This is a genomic window from uncultured Microbulbifer sp., from assembly GCF_913055755.1.
Lineage (GTDB): Bacteria > Pseudomonadota > Gammaproteobacteria > Pseudomonadales > Cellvibrionaceae > Microbulbifer.
The window spans coordinates 1-21,645 of record NZ_CAJXKH010000068.1 but is presented as its reverse complement, the minus strand read 5'-3'; the positions used below and the strand labels follow the sequence as shown (position 1 = coordinate 21,645).

The following is a 21,645-nucleotide window of genomic DNA, read 5'->3' as shown; positions in this document are numbered from 1 at the left end:
GGTTGGTCCATCGGCCTCGGTCTGGTCTTCTGCTTCCTGTTCGCGCGCGCCGCGAAGAAAGCGACAGCCGGCGTTCCCTCCGGCTTCCAGAGCTTTGTGGAAGTCATTGTCGACTTTATCGACAAAACCGTAAAAGACACCTTCCCCCACCGCAACAGCATGGTCGCACCGATGGCGCTGACCATTTTTGTGTGGGTATTCCTGATGAACCTGATGGACCTGATCCCGGTCGACTGGCTGCCGCTGGCCTTTGCGCACGGTACTTCTGCCGTGACCGGTGCCGACCCGCATCACGTCTACTTCAAAGTGGTCCCCACCACCGACCTGAACGCCACCCTCGGTATGGCGCTGGCCGTATTCGCGCTGATGATTTTCTTCAGTATCAAGGAAAAAGGTGCGCTCGGCTTTATCAAAGAGCTGACCCTGCACCCCTTCCACTCCGGCAAGTGGTACATCGATATTTTCCTGATCCCGTTCAACTTCCTGCTGGAAGCGGTTTCCCTGATCGCCAAGCCGGTGTCTCTTGGCCTGCGTCTGTTCGGAAACCTCTACGCCGGCGAGATGATCTTCATTCTTATTGCCATCGTGTTCGGTGTGGGCGTTCTGGGCTTTATTGGCGCCGCCTTCCTGCAGATGGGCTGGGCCATTTTCCACATCCTGGTGATCACCCTGCAGGCATTCGTGTTCATGGTGCTGACCACCGTGTACATGGCCATGGCGCACGACCGGGAAGAGGATCACGCGCACGACCACTAAGGTCGTGCCGCCCCCTGTAACAGGGGGTAGACAAAGATTTGTCGGTTTACTGACTTTTTTCACTCACTTTCAACTTCAACAACTCGTAACTTTACTTTGGAGAAAACAATGGAAGCATTAGGTCTGGTATACGTAGCTGCTGCACTGCTGATCGGTCTGGGCGCACTGGGTACTGCTATCGGTTTCGGCACCCTGGGTGGCAAACTGCTGGAAGGTTCTGCACGCCAGCCGGAACAGGCTCCCGCTCTGCAGGGCAAGATGTTCCTGATGGCTGGTCTGCTCGACGCCGTACCGATGATCGGTGTTGGTATCGCTATGTACCTGATTTTCGCGGTTGCTCCTGGTCTGGCTGGTTAATTCCCCGTTCCAATTGCCCTTTAATCCACTTTTGAAAGAGCAAGAGGTGTCGGTGTGAATATCAACCTGACTCTGATCGGCCAGTCGATCACCTTTCTCGCCTTTGTATGGTTCTGCTGGAAGTTTGTCTGGCCGGCCCTGCTGGGTGTAATGCAGGAACGTGAGCAGAAAATTGCTACCGGTCTGCAGGAAGCCGAGCGCGCAGAGAAAGACCTTGAACTGGCGAAGCAAAAAGCTGCCGAGCAACTGAAACAAGCCAAGGCCCAGGCTGCGGAAATCATCGATGGCGCGAACAAGCGTGCCAACCAGATCGTTGACGAAGCCAAAGAGGCCGCGCGCAGTGAAGGCGATCGCCTGAAAGCTGCCGCCCAGGCGGAAATCGAACAGGAAGTGAACCGTGCGAAAGAACAGCTTCGCTCGCGTGTTGCCGCCCTGTCCGTTGCCGGCGCCGAGAAAATCCTCTCCGTCAACATCGACGCCAAGGCGCACGATGACCTGATTGAGAAACTGGCAGCCGAGCTGTAAGCGAGGAACCCATGTCGGAACTCAGCACCCTGGCCCGACCCTACGCGAAAGCGGCTTTTGCCAGCGCACAGCAAGCCTCCGACCTTACCGGTTGGAGCGCTGCGTTGGTAACCGCGGCGGCGGTCAGCCAGAACAAAAAAATTGGCGAGCTGCTGGACAACCCGCAGCTGACCAGTGAAGTGCGCGCGGAAAAATTCCTGTCTGTTTGCGGTGATGACTTTGATGCACCCAAGCAGAACTTCATCAAGCTGCTGGCGGAAAACCACCGCCTGCCGCTGCTGCCGGAAATTTCCGAACTGTTCGAAATCCTGAAGGCCGAAGCGGAAGCCACTCTGGAAGTGGAAGTCATTTCTGCCCGCCCGCTCAGCGAAGAACAGTCCCAGCGTCTCACCACGGCTCTCAGCAAGAAGTTTTCCCGCGAGGTGCAGCTGCACAATGCGGTGGATGAAAACATGCTGGGTGGCGCGATCATTCGCGCTGGCGACACGGTAATCGATGGTTCCGTGCGCGGTCGGCTGGCCAAACTCGCCGAGGCGATGAACTCCTAAATTACTTTCCCGGCAGGCGGTAGCCGCTGCCGGGAATTCGAGGAACAGAGCATGCAGCAACTGAATCCCTCTGAGATCAGTGAAATTATCAAGAGCCGCATCGACAATCTCGATGTGAGCACCGAGGCCCAGAACGAGGGCACCATTGTTTCCGTATCCGACGGTATCATCCGCATCCACGGCCTGGCCGACGTGATGTTCGGTGAGATGATCGAGTTCGAGGGTGGCGTCACCGGTATGGCGCTGAACCTGGAGCGCGATTCCGTTGGTGCCATCGTATTGGGTGACTACAAGTCCCTGGCGGAAGGCCAGAAGTGCCGCTGTACCGGCCGCATTCTGGAAACTCCGGTTGGTCCGGAGCTGCTGGGCCGCGTGGTTGACGCCCTGGGTAACCCGATTGACGGCAAGGGTCCGCTGAACACCAAACTGACCGACGCGGTTGAAAAGGTTGCGCCCGGCGTAATCGCCCGTCAGTCCGTTGATCAGCCGGTACAGACCGGTCTGAAAGCGGTAGATACCATGATCCCGATCGGCCGCGGCCAGCGCGAGCTGATCATCGGCGACCGCCAGATCGGTAAGACCGCGGTGGCGATCGATGCGATCATCAACCAGAAAGGTTCCGGCATTAAGTGTATCTACGTAGCGATCGGCCAGAAGCAGTCTTCGATCGCCAACGTGGTACGCAAGCTGGAAGAGCACGGCGCAATGGATCACACCATCGTGGTTGCCGCCGGCGCTGCCGACCCGGCCGCGATGCAGTTCCTCGCTCCGTACGTGGGCTGCTCCATGGGCGAATACTTCCGCGACCGCGGTGAAGACGCCCTGATTATTTACGATGACCTGACCAAGCAGGCCTGGGCCTACCGTCAGATCTCCCTGCTGCTGAAGCGTCCCCCGGGCCGTGAAGCCTACCCCGGTGACGTTTTCTACTTGCACTCCCGTCTGCTGGAGCGCGCCGCGCGTGTTAACGCCGAGTACGTAGAGAAGTTCACCAACGGTGAAGTGAAAGGCAAAACCGGCTCTCTGACCGCGCTGCCGATTATCGAAACCCAGGCTGGCGACGTTTCCGCATTCGTACCGACCAACGTAATTTCCATTACCGATGGTCAGATATTCCTGGAAACCGACCTGTTCAACTCCGGTGTGCGCCCGGCGATCAACCCGGGTATCTCGGTATCCCGTGTGGGTGGTTCCGCGCAGACCAAGGTTGTGAAGAAACTGTCCGGTGGTATTCGTACCGCACTGGCGCAGTACCGCGAGCTGGCGGCCTTCTCCCAGTTTGCCTCCGACCTGGACGAAGCCACCAAGGCCCAGCTGGACCACGGTGAGCGCGTTACCGAGCTGATGAAGCAGAAGCAGTACTCTCCGCTGTCTATCGCCGAGATGGCTGTTTCCGTTTACGCCGCGGACAAGGGTTACCTGAAAGACGTGGAAGTTGCCAAAGTGCTGGACTTCGAATCCGCCCTGCTCGCTTACATGAATAGCGAACACGCAGAGCTGATGGCGAAAGTAAACAGCACCGGTGACTACAACGACGAAATCGATAGCGCCTTCAAGGCGGCGATCGAGAAATTCGTCGCTACCGGTAGCTGGTAATACGCTTCTGCCCTGCTCTTTTTGAGCGGGGCGGAACAACGCGAGCGAACAAGGTAAATCACTATGGCAGGCGGAAAAGAAGTACGCACAAAAATTGCCAGCATCAAGAGCACGCAGAAGATCACCTCGGCCATGGAAATGGTTGCGGCGAGCAAGATGCGCAAGGCTCAGGATCGCATGGCACTGGGGCGCCCTTACGCAAGCCGCATTCGCGCGGTGCTTGGCCACGTCGCCAATGCCTCGGCGGAATACCAGCCTATCTACCTGCAGGAGCGTGAAGTCAAGCGTGTGGGTTACATCCTGGTATCCACCGACCGAGGACTCTGCGGCGGCCTGAATATCAACGTATTCAAGTCGGTCATCCGCGAGATGCACTCCTGGGACAAACAGGGTGTGGGCGTGGATATCTGCGCAATCGGCAACAAGGCGGTCAGCTTCTTCAAAAACATTGGTGGCAACGTGGTCGCCGCGCTGCGCGATGTGGGTGACAACCCCGAAGCCAGCAAGCTGCGCGGCCCGGTCAAGGTAATGGTGGACCGTCTCGCTGCCGGCGAGATCGACCGTCTCTACCTGGTGTCCAACGAATTCGTGAACACCATGACCCAGAAGCCGCAAATCCAGCAGCTGCTGCCCCTGAAAAAGGACGAAGACGAGCAGCGGCATACCTGGGATTACCTGTATGAACCGGAGGCAGTGGAACTGCTGGACGGTCTGCTGGTGAACTACATCAGATCCCAGGTTTACCAGGCGGTAGTGGAAAACAAGGCCTGTGAACAGGCTGCACGAATGATTGCGATGAAGAGCGCCACCGACAACGCCGGTGAGCTGATTGACGCACTGCAGCTGGTTTACAACAAGGCGCGCCAGGCAGCGATCACGCAAGAGCTGTCTGAGATTGTTGGCGGCGCCGCCGCGGTGTGACCCCGGGTCAACCGCAGAAAGATTTGAACTTTGAGGATCGGGAAATGAGTAACGGGCAAATTGTGCAAGTTATCGGCGCGGTCATCGACGTGGAATTCCCGCGCGACGCCGTACCGAATGTATACGATGCACTGGTGTGTGAGGAAAAGAACCTCACCATGGAAGTGCAGCAGCAGCTGGGTGACGGCGTGGTACGCGCAATCGCCATGGGTTCTTCTGAAGGTGTTCGCCGCAGCATGGCGGTGAAGAACACCGGCGCACCGGTTTCCGTACCGGTGGGTGTCGAGACCCTCGGCCGCATCATGGACGTTCTGGGTAACCCCATCGACGAGTGTGGTCCCATTGGTGAGAAGGAGCGCGCCTCCATTCACCGCGCAGCGCCTAGCTATGAAGATCAGGCAAGCTCCACTGAATTGCTGGAGACCGGCATCAAGGTAATCGACCTGGTATGTCCGTTCGCCAAGGGTGGTAAGGTTGGTCTGTTCGGTGGTGCCGGTGTAGGTAAAACCGTAAACATGATGGAGCTCATCAACAACATTGCCACCGAGCACAGCGGTCTGTCCGTGTTCGCGGGTGTGGGTGAGCGTACCCGTGAAGGTAACGACTTCTACCACGAGATGCAGGAAGCCGGCGTTGTAAACGTCGAAGAGTTTTCCAAGTCCAAGGTAGCGATGGTTTACGGCCAGATGAATGAGCCGCCCGGCAACCGTCTGCGTGTAGCTCTGACCGGCCTGACCATGGCGGAAAAGTTCCGTGACGAAGGTCGTGACGTACTGCTGTTCGTCGACAACATCTACCGCTACACCCTGGCCGGTACCGAAGTATCCGCACTGCTCGGCCGTATGCCGTCTGCGGTAGGTTACCAGCCGACCCTGGCGGAAGAGATGGGCGTGCTGCAGGAGCGTATTACCTCCACCAAGACCGGCTCCATTACCTCCATCCAGGCGGTATACGTACCGGCGGATGACTTGACTGACCCGTCTCCGGCGACCACCTTCGCGCACCTGGACTCCACCGTAGTACTGAGCCGTGACATCGCCGCCAAGGGTATCTACCCGGCGGTAGACCCGCTCGACTCCACCTCTCGCCAGCTGGACCCGCTGGTAATTGGCCAGGAGCACTACGAATGTGCCCGCGGCGTGCAGTCGGTTCTGCAGCGCTACAAGGAGCTGAAGGACATCATCGCGATCCTGGGTATGGACGAGCTGTCTGAGGAAGACAAGCAGATCGTAGCCCGCGCGCGTAAGATCGAGCGCTTCCTGTCCCAGCCGTTCCACGTAGCGGAAGTATTTACCGGTGCACCGGGCAAATACGTGTCTCTGAAAGAAACCATTCGCGGTTTCCAGGGCATCCTCAATGGTGATTACGACCACATGCCGGAACAGGCGTTCTACATGGTCGGCACCATCGACGAAGCCGTAGAGAAAGCCAACAAGAAGTAAGGTATGTGGAACCCTGATTTGTCAGGGTCCATGGCTCGCTCAAAATCGTCGCGAGCGGCTGGCTGGCGGTGGCCGCCGGAGCGCAGGCAGCGGAGTGTATACACATACATGAGCAGCCGAGCACTACCGGACGCCGCCAGGCAGACGCGCGGTAGATTTTGGGGGACGCCACAAGGCAAACAGCTGAGAATGAGGTAGCCTTATGGCTATGACAGTACATTGCGACATTGTTAGCGCAGAGGAGTCCCTCTTCTCCGGTCTGGTGAAGATGGTAATTGTCAGCGGCGTCGAAGGGGAGATTGGTATCTCCTATGGTCACGCGCCACTGCTGACCGCGATCAAGCCGGGTCCGGTACGCATCATCAAGGACAGTGGTGATGAAGAGGTGCTGTTCCTGAGCGGTGGCTATGTCGAAATCCAGCCGAATATCATCACCGTCCTCGCCGATGTCGCCGAACGCGAAATCGACGAAGATGCAGCCAAAAAGGCGCGTGAAGAGGCGGAACACGCCCTGCGCGGCGCCCCGGCGGATATCGACTACACCCGCATCTCCGCGCAGCTGGCAGAAGCCGAAGCGCGCCTGCGTACCCTGCAGGCGATCCGCAGGGCGGCCGGCAAATAATTTCCGCCGTCATGCCGGAATCAAAAAAAGCAGCTTCGGCTGCTTTTTTTGATTCTGGGAGTCTGAAAGTCGCAACAAAGCCTCCCGCCGGGGCACAATCTTTTTGCGATTACCGTCGCAAAAGTTAAATCTGCTTTTTCCACCATGTGTGCCTGACTGACGGTCCAGCGAACCCGCCAAGCCTCCTCTCTCCCCTGCACCCCCCGTCATTATTGAACTCACGATTTGCAGCGGGTGTAAATGACCAAAGCTGCCTTACCTGTTCTTGTTACACAACGTTACTTTCTGGCAAAACCACTTGTGATCTATTGGATGACCTGGCGACGCAACGGAACCTGTTGTGTTGCTCAGAAATAAAAATAACTTTGTTAGGAGGTACCCATGCCAATCGGGAAAATTTTCTCGCGCATTTCCCTACTGGCGACGCTGACGGCAGCAGCCCTGCTCTCCGTCTCGGCGCACGCCATGAAACTCAAAAGCCAGAACCTGGAAGAACTGGTCACCGCTTCGGAAAGCATCATCATGGGGCAGGTAATCAAAGTTACCGACGGTTTTCAGAACAATGCCCCCTATACCGAAGTCACTATCCGTGTCGGCAGCGATGCCAAGGGCAAGATTAAAGACGAAAGTGAATACACCTTCCGTCAGTTTGGTTTGATCAAGCCGCGCTCCATGGGTAACGGCAAGGTCTACCTGGGTGTGACACCAGACGGTTTCGCCAGGTGGCACGAAGGCGAGCAGGTTGTTGCCTTCATGTACAAAAAAGCCGGCCTGACTGGCTTCCAGACCACCACCGGCATGGCCCAGGGCAAATTCTTGGTCAGCAACAATCAGGTAATCAATGGCTTCAACAACCATGGTCTGTTCGAGGGCATGGACACGTCCAACATGTCCGACGAAGAGCAGAACATGATTACCAACCCCGGTGCCGTGAACTCTGCGGCTTTCATGGGCTACGTAGGCAAGCTGGTTGAGGAGAGCAAATAATGAAAATGAAAAAGCTCAATATCGCGATGGCGTTGGCGCTCGTCTCCGCAGGCGCACAGGCTGGTGGCCCGCTGTATGTGCACGAACCGACAATGCAGCCTTACAAGTGGGATACGTCCAAGGGTGATATTCCGGTATACACCGATGGCGGCCCGATGACCCCGACGAAGGATGGTGGTGAGGCGCCGGCATTTACTGTCGATTATGACGGCAGTGTGTTCTTGACCATCGAGCAGGCCAATGCGGTCACCGCACACGCGGTCGCGGAATGGTCCAACGTCGACACCGCCACCCTGAGCATGTCCATTCAGGGCACCATTGAAGAGCAGACCGGCATCGCCGACGTCAATGAAACCAACGTGGGTGAAATCTACGCGAAGGAAAATGGCTACGGTTTCTGGGTGAACTACGATACCGACGGCGAAATTCTTGAGCAGTACTTCGGTGTGCAGAAAAACCAGGTGCTGGGCATCGCGTTCCCCGAGTGGGCTGACGAAGAAACCGGCGAAATTACCGAAGCGACCGCATTGATGAATGGTTGGTTCGTGGATCACAAGGATACCAACGGCGAAATGGTTGCCGGTGTATTCACCCACGAGTTTGGCCACGCAATGAACATGTCGCACTCGCAGGCGAACGGTCACTTCAGTTACATGGCTTCTGGATACCGTCAGTACTACGACGGAGTGCCAGGCTGTGACAGTGCGAACTTGTTCAATGGTTCGGTGGCTCCGGCCGCGGACACCATTGAAACCATGTTCCCGTTCATCAATGTGCGCGGTGAGCAGGGTCGCCAGCAGTCCAAAATCAGTGTGCGCGACGACATCGTCAATATCTCTGACCTTTACCCCACTGAGGCATACAAGACCCAGTATGGCTCGATCACCGGTAAGCTCTATCTGAAAGATGGCGTGAGCGAGTATTCCGGTATCAACATGGTGGCGCGCAACATCGACAACCCGATGTACGATGTGATCACCCAGCAGAGCGGTAACCTGACCCAGGGCAAGGTCGGCCCGGATGGCTCCTTTACCATCAACGGGCTGCAGCCGGGTGCGCGTTACGTCCTGTACACCGACACAATTAAGGCCGGTGGCTACCCGACTTCGCCAACTTCCATCGTCTCTGAAGCCGAATATTGGAACGACGGTGAGAGTACTAATCCCGGGGAAGATCGCGCCTGTAACTTTACCCCAATTACCGTGCAGGCCGGTGAGACCAAGCAGACCGACATGTACTTCAACGGCTACCACGATGGTATCCAGTACACCCCGCTGGTACAGGCCTTTGTTACCGATCTCGCCAAGAATGGTAAAAAAGCATTCGGTACCGTAGGTAACGGTATTCCATTTGTCTACGATGCGGTACAGAAGTCCTACGCTCTGCACCCGGACGTCGATGTGCGTACCAATGGCGGCCAGATGAACAAAAATGCCACCAAGGCGGTGATCGTTGCGGACCTGGATAACAACGGTATCCGCGAGCCGGCGATGTGGGATCTGGCCAGCAATCATCTGACCGCGATGCAGGACCTGAACGGCAATACCTGTGGCGGTGACGGTGAGAGCGGTAGACAGAGCGCCGCGGTCTGGGATATGGATGACACCGGTGAAGTCATGGTTGGCCTTGGTTACAAGGACATCGATGGCAATGGTGTGTGCAACAAAAGCGGTGCCCACGAGATGGTCCCTGTAAAGTGGGATAAACATGGCAATGTTGAAGAGCTGCCTTACGACCTGCCGGGCAACGTGCAGTGGGTGCGCGCCGACCGCGTTTCCGGCAATGGCGAAGTCATTACTGGTTCCAGCACTTACAAGCAGATCGCTTGGGTAAATGGTCAGTTCCGTGACCTCTACACCGAGTTTGGTGCCGCGAACGGCACGGCGATGACACGTGACGGCAGCATTGTCGCTCTCGACACACCCACCGGTGTAAAACTGTGGAACACCAAGACCGATGCCATCGAAGACATCGGCGGTATGACCTGGTGTGAAGACCTGGATTACAACCATTTCTTCCTTGGCAACCTGTGTACCAATCCCCTGTATGGCCCGGAAGTGGTGCAGAGCATTGCCGGTCCGATTCCGGTCATGCCCACCGATATGAATGACGATGGCAGTGTTATCGTCGGTCGTGCCGGCTCTTTCTTCACCGGCATTGTCGGCGGCGTGTACCTGGACGGCATCGGCTGGATCAACACCCGCGACTTCTTCGCCAAGCAGGGCGTGGTCGAAGCTTCCCAGTTCCCGGTGGATAACCCGCTGGCGCTGAGTGGCAACGGCTCGGAGATGATGGGTAACCTGGCCGGCGCCACCATTACCTTCGATATCGACATGAATTCTGCCTTCGTTTGTAAAAACGGACAGGATCGTGAGGTCAGCTTCCCCAAGCAGCTGATCGCTGAAGTGAAAGCAGGTGCGGAGTTTGGTCGCTGCGCTCACCTGAACGATTAATCCTCTCTTTCGACCAAAGAAAAGCCCGCCTACCCGGCGGGCTTTTTTTTTGCGCTGAAAACCCGGCTACCGGCTGCATTTTTTTACTTGCTATGGTTTGCTTGCCGCTCTGCATGACGTAATCGCACTGGAGTGGCGCAAGTGAATTCAAACGAACCCGTAATTGGTCTGGCCCTCGGCAGTGGTGCGGCGAAGGGGTTTGCCCATATCGGCGTGCTGAAATTTCTCGACGACATGGGCATCCATCCGCATGTGATTGCCGGTACTTCCATGGGGGCTTTTGTCGGCGCGGCCTATGCGGCCGGAGAACTCGAACGGCTCGAGGAGTGGGTACGGCTGCTGGACAACTGGAAAGTGTTTTCCCTGCTCGACATAAACTGGACCCTGAGTGGCGGCATCCTCGGAGGCAAGAAGCCCTTCCGCGCGTTTTTCGAAGACTTCAAATATACCAATATCGAAGACCTGCCGATCCCGTTTACAGCGGTGGCGACGGACCTGCATAGCGGTCAGGAAATCTGGCTGCGGGAAGGCGACCTGCAGGATGCGGTCAGCGCCTCCAGCTCCATTCCCGGTCTGCTGTCTGCCAAATCCCTTGCGGGCCGCTGGCTAGTGGATGGCGCGGTGGTCAACCCGGTGCCGGTGGATGTGTGCCGTGCCATGGGGGCGACCTGTGTCATCGCGGTGGACGTCACCGAAGACGGTGCCCCCCTGCTAAACCAGCAGCAAAAGCAGGTACAGACGGTAGTGAGTAAAAATGCCCACCCGGATCCGGATGAAGTGGATACCCGGTTGGCCAAAACCCGTGCCGAGGCGGAATCAGTGGCACAGGACAGCACTTCCGTTACCCTCAGCCGGTTGCTGGAACAGGGCAAGGAGCAGCTGGTGCAGTTTGGCGCATTTCGCAGCAGAAACCGGGTTGCCGCTCCGGGTATGCTGGACACCATGTCGCAGGCGATGGACATACTGGAGCGCCGCCACAAGCGTGCGCGCATGGTGGGCTCGCCGCCGGATGTACTGATCATGCCCAAGGTGGGACACATCGGCGGCATGGAGTTTTCGCGCGCCGCCGAGGCGGTGGACGCCGGGGAGGTAGAGGCGCGGCGACTGCGGACGTGGATCGAAGATATGGCCCGGAACCACTAGCGGTTTTTCAGATCAGAATTTGTTGGAGTCCTCGTATTCAATGGCACGTTTGATTCGATTTTTTGCACTGCTGCTGTCGTTTCTCGTGGTTCCAGCCGCAAACGCTTCGGATTGGTACGAATATACCTCCAGAAACTTTTCTGTTTTTTCGGATGCACCCCGGGAGCGGGTCAGCGCAATGATGCGTGAGCTGGAGCGCTTCCGCAGTGCAGCGCTCTCCTTCACCGGGCTCCCCCAGGGGCCGGAAAACCGCAGGTTGCGGGTGTATCTGTTTAAAAACGCGCAGGAATTCCGCCGGTTTTCCGGCGACGACAAAATCGCGGGTTTTTACCGGGAGACCTGGGAGGGCCCGCTCATCTTTGCCCGCAGTGACGGGCACGGCATCTCCGGTTCCGGTCTGATCTTTCACGAGTATGTGCACCACCTGATGCGCGAGCACAGCGCATTGCGCTATCCCCGCTGGTATTCCGAAGGTTTTGCAGAACTGCTGGCCAGCGCGGATGTGCGTCAGAGTGAGGTGGTGATCGGCGGAGTGCCGGACTGGCGGCTGGGTGCCTGGCTGGATGAAAACGAACGACCGCTCACCATCACCGAGTTGCTGAACCCGGCGCCGGGGAATGACAGCAAGCGCTACTGGAACAACTACTACGCCAGTGCCTGGTTGTTGACCCACTTTCTGCAACTGGGCGTCAACAGCGGCCAGCCGGATTACCGCGAAGCCACCAATAACTACCTGAATGCGGTGGCAGCAGGGGAGGAACCGCAGGCGGTGTTTGAGTTCTATTTCGGCATGCCCATCGGGGAAATGCAGCGCGCGCTGGAGCGCTATATGCAATCCGAGATTTACGGTTATCGCTACCAGGTGCCGCCCTATGATTTCTCGATTCCCCGGCGCCATCTGTCGGACAACGAAAGTCTCTTCCTGCTCGCGGAACGGGCACAGGATGTTGGCGACCCGGCGCTGGCCGAGCGATATCTCAAGCAGGGCGAAGGTTACGCACCGGGGTGGCATCCATTGCAGATGTCGCTCGCACTGCTGAAGAGCGCACAGGGAAATCGAAAATTCGGCATACAGGTTCTGGAGGAAATCGAGACCCAGGGGTTGCCCAGCCCCTACACCGCGGCCAAGGTTGCCCAGTGGTACCTGCAGCGACTGCAGGCCGCTGTTGGCAATAGCGGCTGGGATGAGGAGGCTTATGCTGCGACGGTCAAATATGGCCGGCTTGCAGTGCAACAACATCCCGCCTACCTGCCGGGATATCGAAGCCTGTGGCAGGCGTACCGGCTGAAAGGCGCACAGGCGCAGACCCTGCAGGTGATGATGGCGGCACACCAGGAGACGCCGCACCACCTGGGGCTGAACGCTACCATCGGTTTCTATCTCGCCGACATCGGCAAGCCGGAACTGGCGCGGGAATACCTCGAACGGGTGGTGGCCTGGTCCCACTCAACACCATTGCGGGAAAAGGCACACCACCTGCTCGGTCAGACTCCAGCTGGCATCTAGGGTTTCAAGGCTTGGCCTCGAAGATCAGATTGGCCATGGAGCGGGTCGCCACCCGCACGCGGCTGAAACCGGCGCCTTCCAACACCCCTGTGAGTCTGGCGGGGCCCGCCTGGGCGCCCAGTGCCAGTCCGATCTCCTGGGATTTTGAACAGGGCGTACACAGGAAGGTGGAACCGGCGTAAAACATGGCGCCGAGCGGATTGAAATTGTCTTCCAGCGCATCTTCGGCCAGCGGTTCTACCAGCAGCACACTGCCTTCGGGTTTCAGCTTTCCGTGCGCGGCCCTGGCTGCGCCTACCGGATCGCCCATGTCGTGCAGGCAGTCAAAATAACAGATCAGGTCATAGGGCCCCTCCGGCAACGAGCGGGCGTTGGCGACCTGGAACTCCACCCGGTCGGATACCCCGGCCGTTTCCGCCGCCGCGCGCGCCGCGTCGATGGATCCGGGGTGATTGTCGACGCCGATAAAATGCGAGTTGGGAAAGGCCTGCGCCATGATGATGGTGGAAGCGCCGTGACCGCAGCCCACGTCGAGCACTCTGCCCCCCTTTTCCAATTGCTCTGTAATCCCCGGCAGTTGTTTCAGCCAGTCATCCACCAGGAAGGTGTTGTAACCGGGGCGGAAAAACCGTTCGGTACCGCGAAACAGGCACCGGTGGTGCTGATGCCAGCCGAAGCCGCCACCGGTGCGGAAGACTTTGGCGATGTCGTCTGCCGAGTGGTACATGGTGCGGATCACCGAGCTTGCCGCGGCCATAAAGGCCGGGGAGTTTTCATCCGCCAGTACCGCTGCCCTTTCCGCCGGCAGGATGAAGGTTTTTTTGACCGGGTCGTAATCGAAATAGCCGATGGCGGCCAGCCCGCTGGCCCACTCCCGCACATAGCGGGCGTCCAGCTCCAGGCGCTGTGCCAGTTGTTCGGCAGTGGCCGGGGCTTTGGCAAGGGCTTTGAACAGCCCCAGCTGGTCGCCGACGTAGACCAGGGCGTGGGCGCTGGCGGCGGCCAGGTCGCCGAGCATGCGCCCGGCAAATTCTTCTACTTTTTTGAAATCGACTACAGCTGTGTTGCTTTCGGGTTCAACCTCTGGAGTGAGCGCTTCCATGATGGGATGTCCTTTTTATTGGGATAGTCAGGGCGGGAACAGCAGCGAAGACACCGGAGCTACAGTGCGCCCGGTGGCCGTCGATAACTTTTGAGCGTAAACCACACCCCTATCCATTTCCCGGTTGCGGGCGCAAAAAGGCAGTTGAATCAACAACTAGAGCAGGGGCACCTGTTGAATGAGGCTGGGTGCGACAGCCGAGCTGCGACAAGATGTGAAAAAACCCGCCTGGATAGTGAGTAGTGCACCGACGACCAATAAAAAAACCCGCGAAATTTCGCGGGTTTTTGTCGGGATCTCCGTCGACGACGGGTTGCTGAAGGGGTCAGTGCACCCAGTGGTGACGCTGCTGCTTTTCCTGAATCGCTTCCGCGGTCGGTGTTGGCATCGCGCTCACCGGCAGGCGCTCGTGGAAGAATGCCAGGCGCTCGTCGCCGTCCACCGCATTCATGGTGGCCGCGTCGAATACCTTGCCGTTGATCACGGTGTACTTCACGTTCTCGGACAGGCGCAGGTTTTCCAGCGGGTTGCCGTCCACCACGATGATGTCCGCCAGCTTGCCCGCTTCCAGGCTGCCGATGTCCCGGTCCATACCCAGATAGCGGGCGCCGTCGATGGTACCGGCGCGGAACGCCTGCCACGGGGTGAAGCCCCCCTGCTCCATCATCCACAGTTCCCAGTGGGCGCCTAGGCCCTCGCGCTGGCCGTGGGCACCAATATGCACGGTGACACCCCTGTCGCGCAGTTGCTTGGCGTGGTTGGCAACATTGAAGTGGTTGTAGTGATGATCGGGCGCCGTTTCGCGACGGATGGAGCGCGGGTTGACGATAAAGTCCGGGGTAAACCGGGTCAGGCGTTCATCCTTCCACACATCGGTGCGGTCGTACCAGTAATACTCACCGCTGAGACCGCCGTAGGCCACCACAAAGGTGGGCGTATAACCGACATTGGTCTGGCCCCACAGCTGTTTCACATCGGAGTAGATGTTGGCGATCGGCAGCGAGTGCTCGAGCCCGGTGTGGCCGTCCACGATCATGTTCATGTTGTGCTGGTACTTGCCACCGCCCTCGGGCACCACCATCAGCCCAAGTTTGCGCCCGGCTTCGAGCACTTGCTGGCGCTGCTCTCTTCTGGGCTGCTGGTAACTCTTCACGGAAATCGCGCCCATCTCTTTCATACGGCCGACGTGGAACTCGGCGTCTTCCAGGCTGTTGATCTTGGCCTTGTAGCCGGGGCCCTTGGCGCCGTAGAGGATGGTACCGGTGGAGAAGATGCGCGGCCCCGTGATCAGGCCGGCCTTCTGCATTTCCGCGGCGGAGAAGATCTCGCTGCTGTCGTTGGAAGGGTCGTGAATGGTGGTGACCCCGAACGCCAGGCTGGAGAACAGATTCCAGTTCTGCTGCGGGATGATCTCCTCGCGGCCCTGGGCACCGTGGGCGTGGGCGTCCACCAGGCCCGGCAGTACGGTCTTGCCGGTGACGTCGATACGCTGGGTACCAGCCGGGATTTTCACTGCACTGGCGGCGCCAACCGCAACGATGCGATTGCCGCGGAACAGCACCACGCCGTTGTCGATGATTTCCTGCTGGCGCTCCGCCTCACGCATGGTCACCACGGTGCCGCCGGTCAGCGCGATGAGCTTGTCGCTGTTGGCGAATGCCTGTTTGAAGCCGAGATCGATACCCTCGCTTACCGGTTCCGGCAGTTGTTGCGGGGCGCCGGCGACAAAGCTGAAGGCGTCTTTCAACTGGCGCTCGTACAGTCTGGGACCGTGGGCCCAGCCCAGGGTTTTGCTGTCCGCAGACCAGTGCAGGTTTTCACCGGCGCGCTTGGATACCTGGGTGACCTTGACCGCAGTCGCCTTGGGGCCGATGGATTCGGACTTGCCGGTGTGCATGAACGGCGCGGCATAGGCCCTGAAGTCCTGGGTAAAGGCCACCCAGCGACCGTCCGGGGACAGGCGGAAGGAGGTAATTTCGGCACCGTGCAGGTGCTCGCGCTCGTCCTTGCCGTTGCTGTCGACGCTCTTGAACACGCGCTTGCCGCCGTCGCCGTACACATATTCGGAGAAATAGATGCGGTCGCTGTCGGCGCCGAAGTGCGGCTCGTAGCCGGACTTGGCGATGCGGCGCTGCCAGTCGCCATCGGCGTCCGCGAGGTAAATGCCGGGCTCGAGAGAGTATTCCGGGCTCAGCAGGTAACCGCCGGTAAAGCGGCGGAAGGCCACGGTTTCCCCATCCGGTGAGAAGCTGGGCTCCACATACAGGCCCGGTTCGCGGGTGATGTTGTTGCCGCGGCCGCTGCGGGCGGAAACCACGCGCACCTGGCCGAGCTTCTCATCGTCCCAGGTCACGTAGGTGATCTGCCTGCCGTCACGGGACCAGCTGGGATAGAACTCGAAATGCTCATCCTGGCGGGTAAGGCGCCGACGTTCGCCACTTTTTACGTCCTGGATGTAGATCTTGCCCAGGGCCTGGAAGGCGATCTGTTCACCGTTGGGGGACTTCTGCGCCCAGCGGATCATCTTTACATCAAACTGCTCCGGCGCCACGTCCACCGGGAAGCGCACCGCACCGGCGACCTTCTTCTCGGTCTTAATGTGCGCGACGATTTCCCGCGCGCCATTGTCCAGACTGCTGCCGTCGGCGGCGATACGCAGGAACTTGCCCTTGCTCCACACGATCAGCGACTTGCCATCGGGCATCCACTCGTACTGCACATAGTTGCCATGGGAGCCGAAGGTTTCCTGCAGGTCGCGCTCGAGACCAGAATAAACCGGTTTTTCCAGGCCGGTGGTCAGGTCCTTCACGAACAGCGAGGTGCTGAAGTCCTGGCGGCGGACAAACGCCAGCTGCTTGCCGTCCGGCGACGGCATCGGCGCGATGGAGCCGCCAGGGCCGGAGACGAAGGTCTCCTCCTTGCCGTCCTGCAGGTCGTAGCGGTTGATCGCAAACAGCTGCTGGGTGGAGTTCTTGTTGTACTCCCACACGGTGCCCGGAGTGGTGTCGATGGTGTAGTAGATATAGCGGCCGTCCGCGGAGAACACCGCATCGGAGATATTCTTCTGTGCGATGTCGCCGCCGATGCGCGCCTTGATCTGGCGCCCCTCACCGCCGCCGTAGTGGTACATCCAGATCTCGCCGGCGGAAATGCTGCGGCCGGACATAAATCCCTTGCGCGCCACCAGGTACTGGCCGTCCGGGCTGAAGCTCGGTCCGTGCACCAGGTTTTCCTTCTCGGTGGTCAGCTGGCGCAGGTTGCCGCCGTTGCGGTCCATGACCCAGATATTGTCGGCGCCGTCGCGGTCGCTCACGAACACGATGGACTTCCCGTCGGGGCTGAAGCGGGGCTGGGTATTCCATGCGATTTCGTTGGTGATCGCCGTCGCTTCGCCGCCGGTTACCGGCATTTCATAGATATCACCCAGCATGTCGAAAATGAGGGTTTTGCCATCGGGGCTGATATCCAGGTTGCTCCAGGTGGTTTCCCGGGTGTCCAGGGGGATGGATTTAAACTCGTAGGGCGGTTTGTTCACATCCCATTTGTCGGCGTCTTTGGCCGCCTCTTCCGCCTGCGCGGCGAAGGGCAGCGCCAGGGCGAAGCCGGCACTACCGATCAGGCGTGCGAGCTTGCTGGCCTTGGTCTTTTCGAACATGTTTTGGCTCCCGGGTTGCTGGAGTATTTATTGCTTTTCGGCACCGTCTGCGGGTGGCGGCATCCTGGTCAAAAAACTGACATCCAGCCCAAATTAATCGACTGTCGGTAAAAGGCAATGGATCTGCGTTGAATGGGAGAAAGTTCGGGCTATCGGGTGCCGGTGGAATATTTATCTGTAAAGCGGGGGAACGGCGGATGAAAGCACCGGAAGCACACGGGTGCATCCGGGTTGGCTGCTGTGGCTAGACTTTAATCAGTTTTCTCTTTCATATGGCCGGCAGCATGTCCCAGGACGAAGCCAACTCCGCGGAATCGGACCGCCCCAAAAGCGATAGCGAAATCCTGCAGGAACAGATGCAGGAAAGTCTCCACGAGTACCGGCGCAACAACCGCTCCCTGTTCCTGTCTTCGCTGGCCGCGGGGCTCGAAATCGGCTTCAGCCTGTTTCTGGTCGCCGCTTTCTACAGCCATTTCCACAGTGTCATTTCTAGCCAGGCCATGTACCTGTTGATGGCGCTCAGTTACCCCATCGGCTTCCTGATGGTGATCATCGGCCGCTCCGACCTGTTTACCGAACATACCACCCTGGCGATTCTGCCGGTATTGGACGGCCGCCAGTCCTTCGCCAGTCTTATGCGGGTGTGGGGGTTGATTTACTGCGGCAACTTGCTGGGCGCTCTGTGCTTCAGCGGGATTTTTGTGCAGTTTGTGGCCATGACCGAACGCCTGGATGCGCAAGTGTTTACTTACTACGGTGAAAAACTGCTGGCGGACAACGGCGGCGGCCAGTTGCTGGGGGCTATTTTTGCCGGCTGGCTGATGGGGTTGCTGGGCTGGATGGTTGCGTCATCCACCGAGACCATCAGCCGTATGGCAGTGGTGGCGCTGATCACATTTGTAATCGGTCTTGGCGGCCTGGCCCACTGTATCGCCGGCGCGGTGGGGGTTTTCTGTGCTTTGATTGATGGCAGCGGCACTGTCGGCGGGTTCGCCGCGCTGAAGTTCCTCGCCATTGCCACCCTCGGAAACACGATTGGCGGTTCAGTTTTTGTCGGGTTACTGAAATACAGTTATGTGATCAGCGGCCGGGATTAAAGTCGCGGCCACCTTGAGGTCTGGGCCGGGTATCGCCACAATTGCCGGCGTTTTTCATCGGATATCGGAATTCTTATGACCATCGACGTCGTCATCCTCGCCGCCGGCAAAGGCACCCGCATGCGCTCCGACCTGCCCAAGGTTCTCCATCCCATCGGCGGCGTGCCGATGCTGGGTCGGGTAATCGAGGCGGCGCAGCAGCTGGGGGATGTAAAGATCACCGTGGTGATCGGCCACGGTGCGGAGCTGGTACGGGAGCGCTTTGCCGACAGCGAAGTGGCATTTGTGGAACAGACCGAGCAGCTGGGCACCGGGCACGCGGTGGCCCAGGCGATTCCGAACTTCCGCCCCGGCGCCACAGTGCTGGTGCTCTACGGCGACGTGCCGCTGGTCAAAGCTGGCACCCTGCAGTCCCTGCTTTCCGCCTCCGACAAGGGCCCCGCGCTGTTGTCGGTAGAGATGGCGAATCCAGCCGGCTACGGCCGCATCGTGCGCGACGAGTCCGGTCGCGTGCTGGCGATTGTGGAAGAAAAAGACGCCGATGCCGACACCCTGGCGATCCGCGAGGTGAACACCGGCATCCTCGCCGCCCCCGGCGACCTGCTGGCGAAGTGGCTGCCGCAGCTGTCCAACGACAACGCCCAGGGCGAGTACTACCTGACCGACGTGATCGCGCGCTCCGTGAGCGAGGAAATCGCCGTCACCGGCGTGCGCGCCAGCGATCCGCTGGAAGTGGCCGGGGTCAACAGCCGTGCCCAGCAGGCACAAATGGAGCGCGCCCTGCAGCACAGTCGCGCACTGGCGCTGATGAATGCCGGCGTGACCCTGCTCGACCCCGCCCGTATCGATATCCGCGGTACTCTCGAGTGCGACACGGATGTGGCGATCGATATCAATTGCGTGTTCGAGGGCAGCGTGAAACTGGGCGCCGGGGTACAGATCGGGCCCAACTGCGTGCTGAAAAACTGCGAGCTGGCGGCGGGCACAGTGGTGGACGCCAACTCCATCATCGAGGATGCCACGGTCGGTGAGGCCTGCAGCATCGGACCATTTGCGCGCCTGCGCCCGGGGACCGAACTGGCGAAGGGTGCCAAGGTGGGCAATTTCGTGGAAACCAAGAAGGCCAGGATTGGTGTCGGCAGCAAGGTGAATCACCTGTCCTATATCGGTGATGCCGAAGTGGGTGAAAACGTGAATATCGGCGCCGGCACCATTACCTGTAATTACGATGGGGTGAACAAGTTCAAGACCAACATCGGCGACGGTGCCTTTATCGGTTCCAACTCCGCGCTGGTGGCCCCGGTAGAAATTGGCGCCGGTGCAACCGTGGGTGCCGGCTCCACTATCACTCGCGAAGTGAGTGCTGACGAACTGGCTGTGGCCCGTGGCAAGCAGCGCAATATCGCTGGATGGCAGCGACCTACCAAGAAAAGCTGAATTTCGTGGTCCTGGAGATGGGGCGATGAAACTGGACCCGTGGCGGCGGATCACTGGGTAAAGGTTTTCAGGACCGCTGTGAACCCGTCCCTGGGCGCTTCGGCGCAAACATCCTGTTTGCGACGATCCTGAAAACCTTTACCCAGCGCTCCACCTTCAGCTCTACCTCTGGAGCTCAAGAGGCAACACTCTTGTTGAGCTAACGGAGTGAAATGGCTGAGTTGAAGGCAAAGTGCCGGGTATTTATTTTCGAAAGCGTCGGCGACAGGGACGTCGCCGACGCAGCGTACAGGGATGTATTCACAGCGGTTTCGAAAATAAATACCCGGTGATTTGCCGCCACAGCACCGAAATAGAACGGACCCCATAATCAACTATCACCAAGAATTCCCGGACTACACTACGAGCATCGGAACCCAAGGGACCCCACGCCGATGCAGAAACCCCGCCTGCAATTGCAGGCCTCCTTCGATATCGCCCGACTGCAGTTTCTGGATAAAGCCGGTGAGGCCACACAGCCGCTGCCGGATTTTGCAACACCCGACTGGTTAACCAACAGCTACCGCCAGATGCATCTTGCGCGGATGGTCGACGATCGTGCGGTGAAAATGCAGCGAACCGGGCGTATGGGTACCTACCCCTCCAGCCTCGGCCAGGAGGCCATTGGCGTCGGCATCGGCAGTGCCATGCTCAAGGAAGACGTCTACTGCCCCTATTACCGCGAAACCGGTGCCTTTCTCGAGCGGGGAGTACTGATCGAGGAGATCCTTGCCAACTGGGCCGGCGACGAGCGCGGCCAGCACTTCAAACACGCCCCCCACGACCTCCCCATCTGCGTGCCCATCGCCACCCAGTTACTGCACGCCGCCGGCGTGGCATTTGCGCTGAACTACCGCCACCAGCAACACGGCGAACCGCTGCAGGTGGCGGTGGCGAGTGCGGGCGATGGTGCCACCTCCAAGGGGGACTTCTACGAGGCGATCAACCTCGCCGGGGTGTGGAAACTGCCAGTGGTGTTCGTGATCAACAACAACCAGTGGGCCATCTCGGTGCCGCGGGCGGCGCAGACCGCCACCGCGACCATCGCGCAGAAGGCCATCGCCGCCGGCATCCCCGCACTGCAGGTGGATGGTAACGACGTGATTGCGGTGCACTGGGCAGCGCGCGATGCCATAAAGCGCGCCCGCAATGGTGAGGGTGCGGCGCTGATCGAGGCCATGAGCTATCGCCTGTGCGACCACACCACCGCCGACGATGCCAGCCGCTACCGCAGTGGTGCGGAGCTGGAGCACGCCTGGCAGTGGGAGCCAATCCGGCGGCTCGAAAGCTATTTGCGCACGCAGGACCTGTGGAGTGACGCGCAGCAACAGGATATGGAGCGCGAGCTGGCGCAGGTGATGGAAGCAGCGCTGAACCGATACGAGTCCCGCACGCCGGAACCGGCTACCGCCATTTTTGACCATCTGTCCGGGCAGCTTCCGGAGGCACTCTACGAAC

At 59.1% G+C, this 21,645-nt stretch carries 17 protein-coding genes; 15 read left to right on the top strand and 2 right to left on the bottom strand.

Going from position 1 to position 21,645, the window contains the following annotated elements; genetic code table 11:
- The 12 genes from atpB to QZ511_RS11915 form a co-directional block, all read left to right on the top strand.
- A partial coding sequence (atpB, locus tag QZ511_RS11970; RefSeq protein WP_295802651.1) for a F0F1 ATP synthase subunit A occupies window positions 1-756 on the top strand: 756 nt, incomplete at its 5' end.
- A 108-nt stretch (window positions 757-864) separates the two neighbouring features.
- Window positions 865-1,113 carry a F0F1 ATP synthase subunit C gene (gene atpE / locus QZ511_RS11965; RefSeq protein WP_010131056.1) on the top strand — a complete coding sequence of 83 codons (249 nt, stop codon included), beginning with the start codon at window positions 865-867 and terminating at the stop codon, window positions 1,111-1,113.
- A 54-nt stretch (window positions 1,114-1,167) separates the two neighbouring features.
- Window positions 1,168-1,638, top strand: coding sequence for a F0F1 ATP synthase subunit B (locus QZ511_RS11960; protein ID WP_295802647.1), 471 nt, complete (start codon window positions 1,168-1,170; stop codon window positions 1,636-1,638).
- An 11-nt stretch (window positions 1,639-1,649) separates the two neighbouring features.
- Entirely contained in the window at window positions 1,650-2,186 is a 537-nt protein-coding gene (locus tag QZ511_RS11955; protein ID WP_295802645.1) for a F0F1 ATP synthase subunit delta, read from the top strand.
- A gap of 51 nt (window positions 2,187-2,237) precedes the next feature.
- Window positions 2,238-3,782 (top strand): F0F1 ATP synthase subunit alpha, encoded by a 1,545-nt coding sequence (gene atpA, locus QZ511_RS11950; RefSeq protein WP_295802644.1) that lies wholly within the window; start codon window positions 2,238-2,240, stop codon window positions 3,780-3,782.
- A 63-nt stretch (window positions 3,783-3,845) separates the two neighbouring features.
- The gene (gene atpG, locus QZ511_RS11945; RefSeq protein WP_295802642.1) at window positions 3,846-4,703 is read left to right on the top strand and encodes a F0F1 ATP synthase subunit gamma; all 858 of its coding nucleotides are present in this window, start codon (window positions 3,846-3,848) and stop codon (window positions 4,701-4,703) included.
- 44 nt (window positions 4,704-4,747) lie between these two features.
- Window positions 4,748-6,145: a F0F1 ATP synthase subunit beta gene (gene atpD / locus QZ511_RS11940; protein WP_295802641.1), complete on the top strand. Its 1,398-nt coding sequence runs from the start codon at window positions 4,748-4,750 to the stop codon at window positions 6,143-6,145.
- Window positions 6,146-6,347: 202 nt separating this feature from the next.
- The gene (locus QZ511_RS11935) at window positions 6,348-6,767 is read left to right on the top strand and encodes a F0F1 ATP synthase subunit epsilon (RefSeq protein WP_295802640.1); all 420 of its coding nucleotides are present in this window, start codon (window positions 6,348-6,350) and stop codon (window positions 6,765-6,767) included.
- A 381-nt stretch (window positions 6,768-7,148) separates the two neighbouring features.
- A complete protein-coding gene (locus QZ511_RS11930; RefSeq protein WP_295802638.1) occupies window positions 7,149-7,754 on the top strand; it encodes a hypothetical protein in 606 nt (201 codons plus the stop codon).
- Window positions 7,754-10,207, top strand: coding sequence for a hypothetical protein (locus QZ511_RS11925; protein WP_295802636.1), 2,454 nt, complete (start codon window positions 7,754-7,756; stop codon window positions 10,205-10,207). The genes QZ511_RS11930 and QZ511_RS11925 overlap by 1 nt, the downstream gene beginning before the upstream one ends.
- Before the next feature lie 141 nt (window positions 10,208-10,348).
- Window positions 10,349-11,350 carry a patatin-like phospholipase family protein gene (locus QZ511_RS11920; RefSeq protein ID WP_295802634.1) on the top strand — a complete coding sequence of 334 codons (1,002 nt, stop codon included), beginning with the start codon at window positions 10,349-10,351 and terminating at the stop codon, window positions 11,348-11,350.
- Between the two features lie 178 nt (window positions 11,351-11,528).
- Window positions 11,529-12,857: a hypothetical protein gene (locus tag QZ511_RS11915; protein WP_295802632.1), complete on the top strand. Its 1,329-nt coding sequence runs from the start codon at window positions 11,529-11,531 to the stop codon at window positions 12,855-12,857.
- Window positions 12,858-12,861: 4 nt separating this feature from the next.
- Here QZ511_RS11915 and QZ511_RS11910 read toward each other — a convergent pair whose 3' ends face one another.
- A complete protein-coding gene (locus QZ511_RS11910; RefSeq protein WP_295802630.1) occupies window positions 12,862-13,959 on the bottom strand; it encodes a class I SAM-dependent methyltransferase in 1,098 nt (365 codons plus the stop codon).
- 325 nt (window positions 13,960-14,284) lie between these two features.
- A complete protein-coding gene (locus QZ511_RS11905; RefSeq protein WP_295802628.1) occupies window positions 14,285-17,614 on the bottom strand; it encodes an amidohydrolase family protein in 3,330 nt (1,109 codons plus the stop codon).
- Window positions 17,615-17,898: 284 nt separating this feature from the next.
- On the opposite strand from QZ511_RS11905, the gene QZ511_RS11900 reads away from it, so the two are divergent.
- From QZ511_RS11900 to pdhA, 3 genes are all read left to right on the top strand, one after another.
- Window positions 17,899-18,711 (top strand): formate/nitrite transporter family protein, encoded by an 813-nt coding sequence (locus QZ511_RS11900; protein WP_295802626.1) that lies wholly within the window; start codon window positions 17,899-17,901, stop codon window positions 18,709-18,711.
- A gap of 75 nt (window positions 18,712-18,786) precedes the next feature.
- On the top strand, window positions 18,787-20,148 hold the full coding sequence (glmU, locus tag QZ511_RS11895) for a bifunctional UDP-N-acetylglucosamine diphosphorylase/glucosamine-1-phosphate N-acetyltransferase GlmU (protein WP_295802624.1): 1,362 nt from the start codon (window positions 18,787-18,789) through the stop codon (window positions 20,146-20,148).
- 434 nt (window positions 20,149-20,582) lie between these two features.
- The coding region (gene pdhA, locus QZ511_RS11890) for a pyruvate dehydrogenase (acetyl-transferring) E1 component subunit alpha (protein WP_295802623.1) at window positions 20,583-21,645 on the top strand (1,063 nt) is incomplete at its 3' end.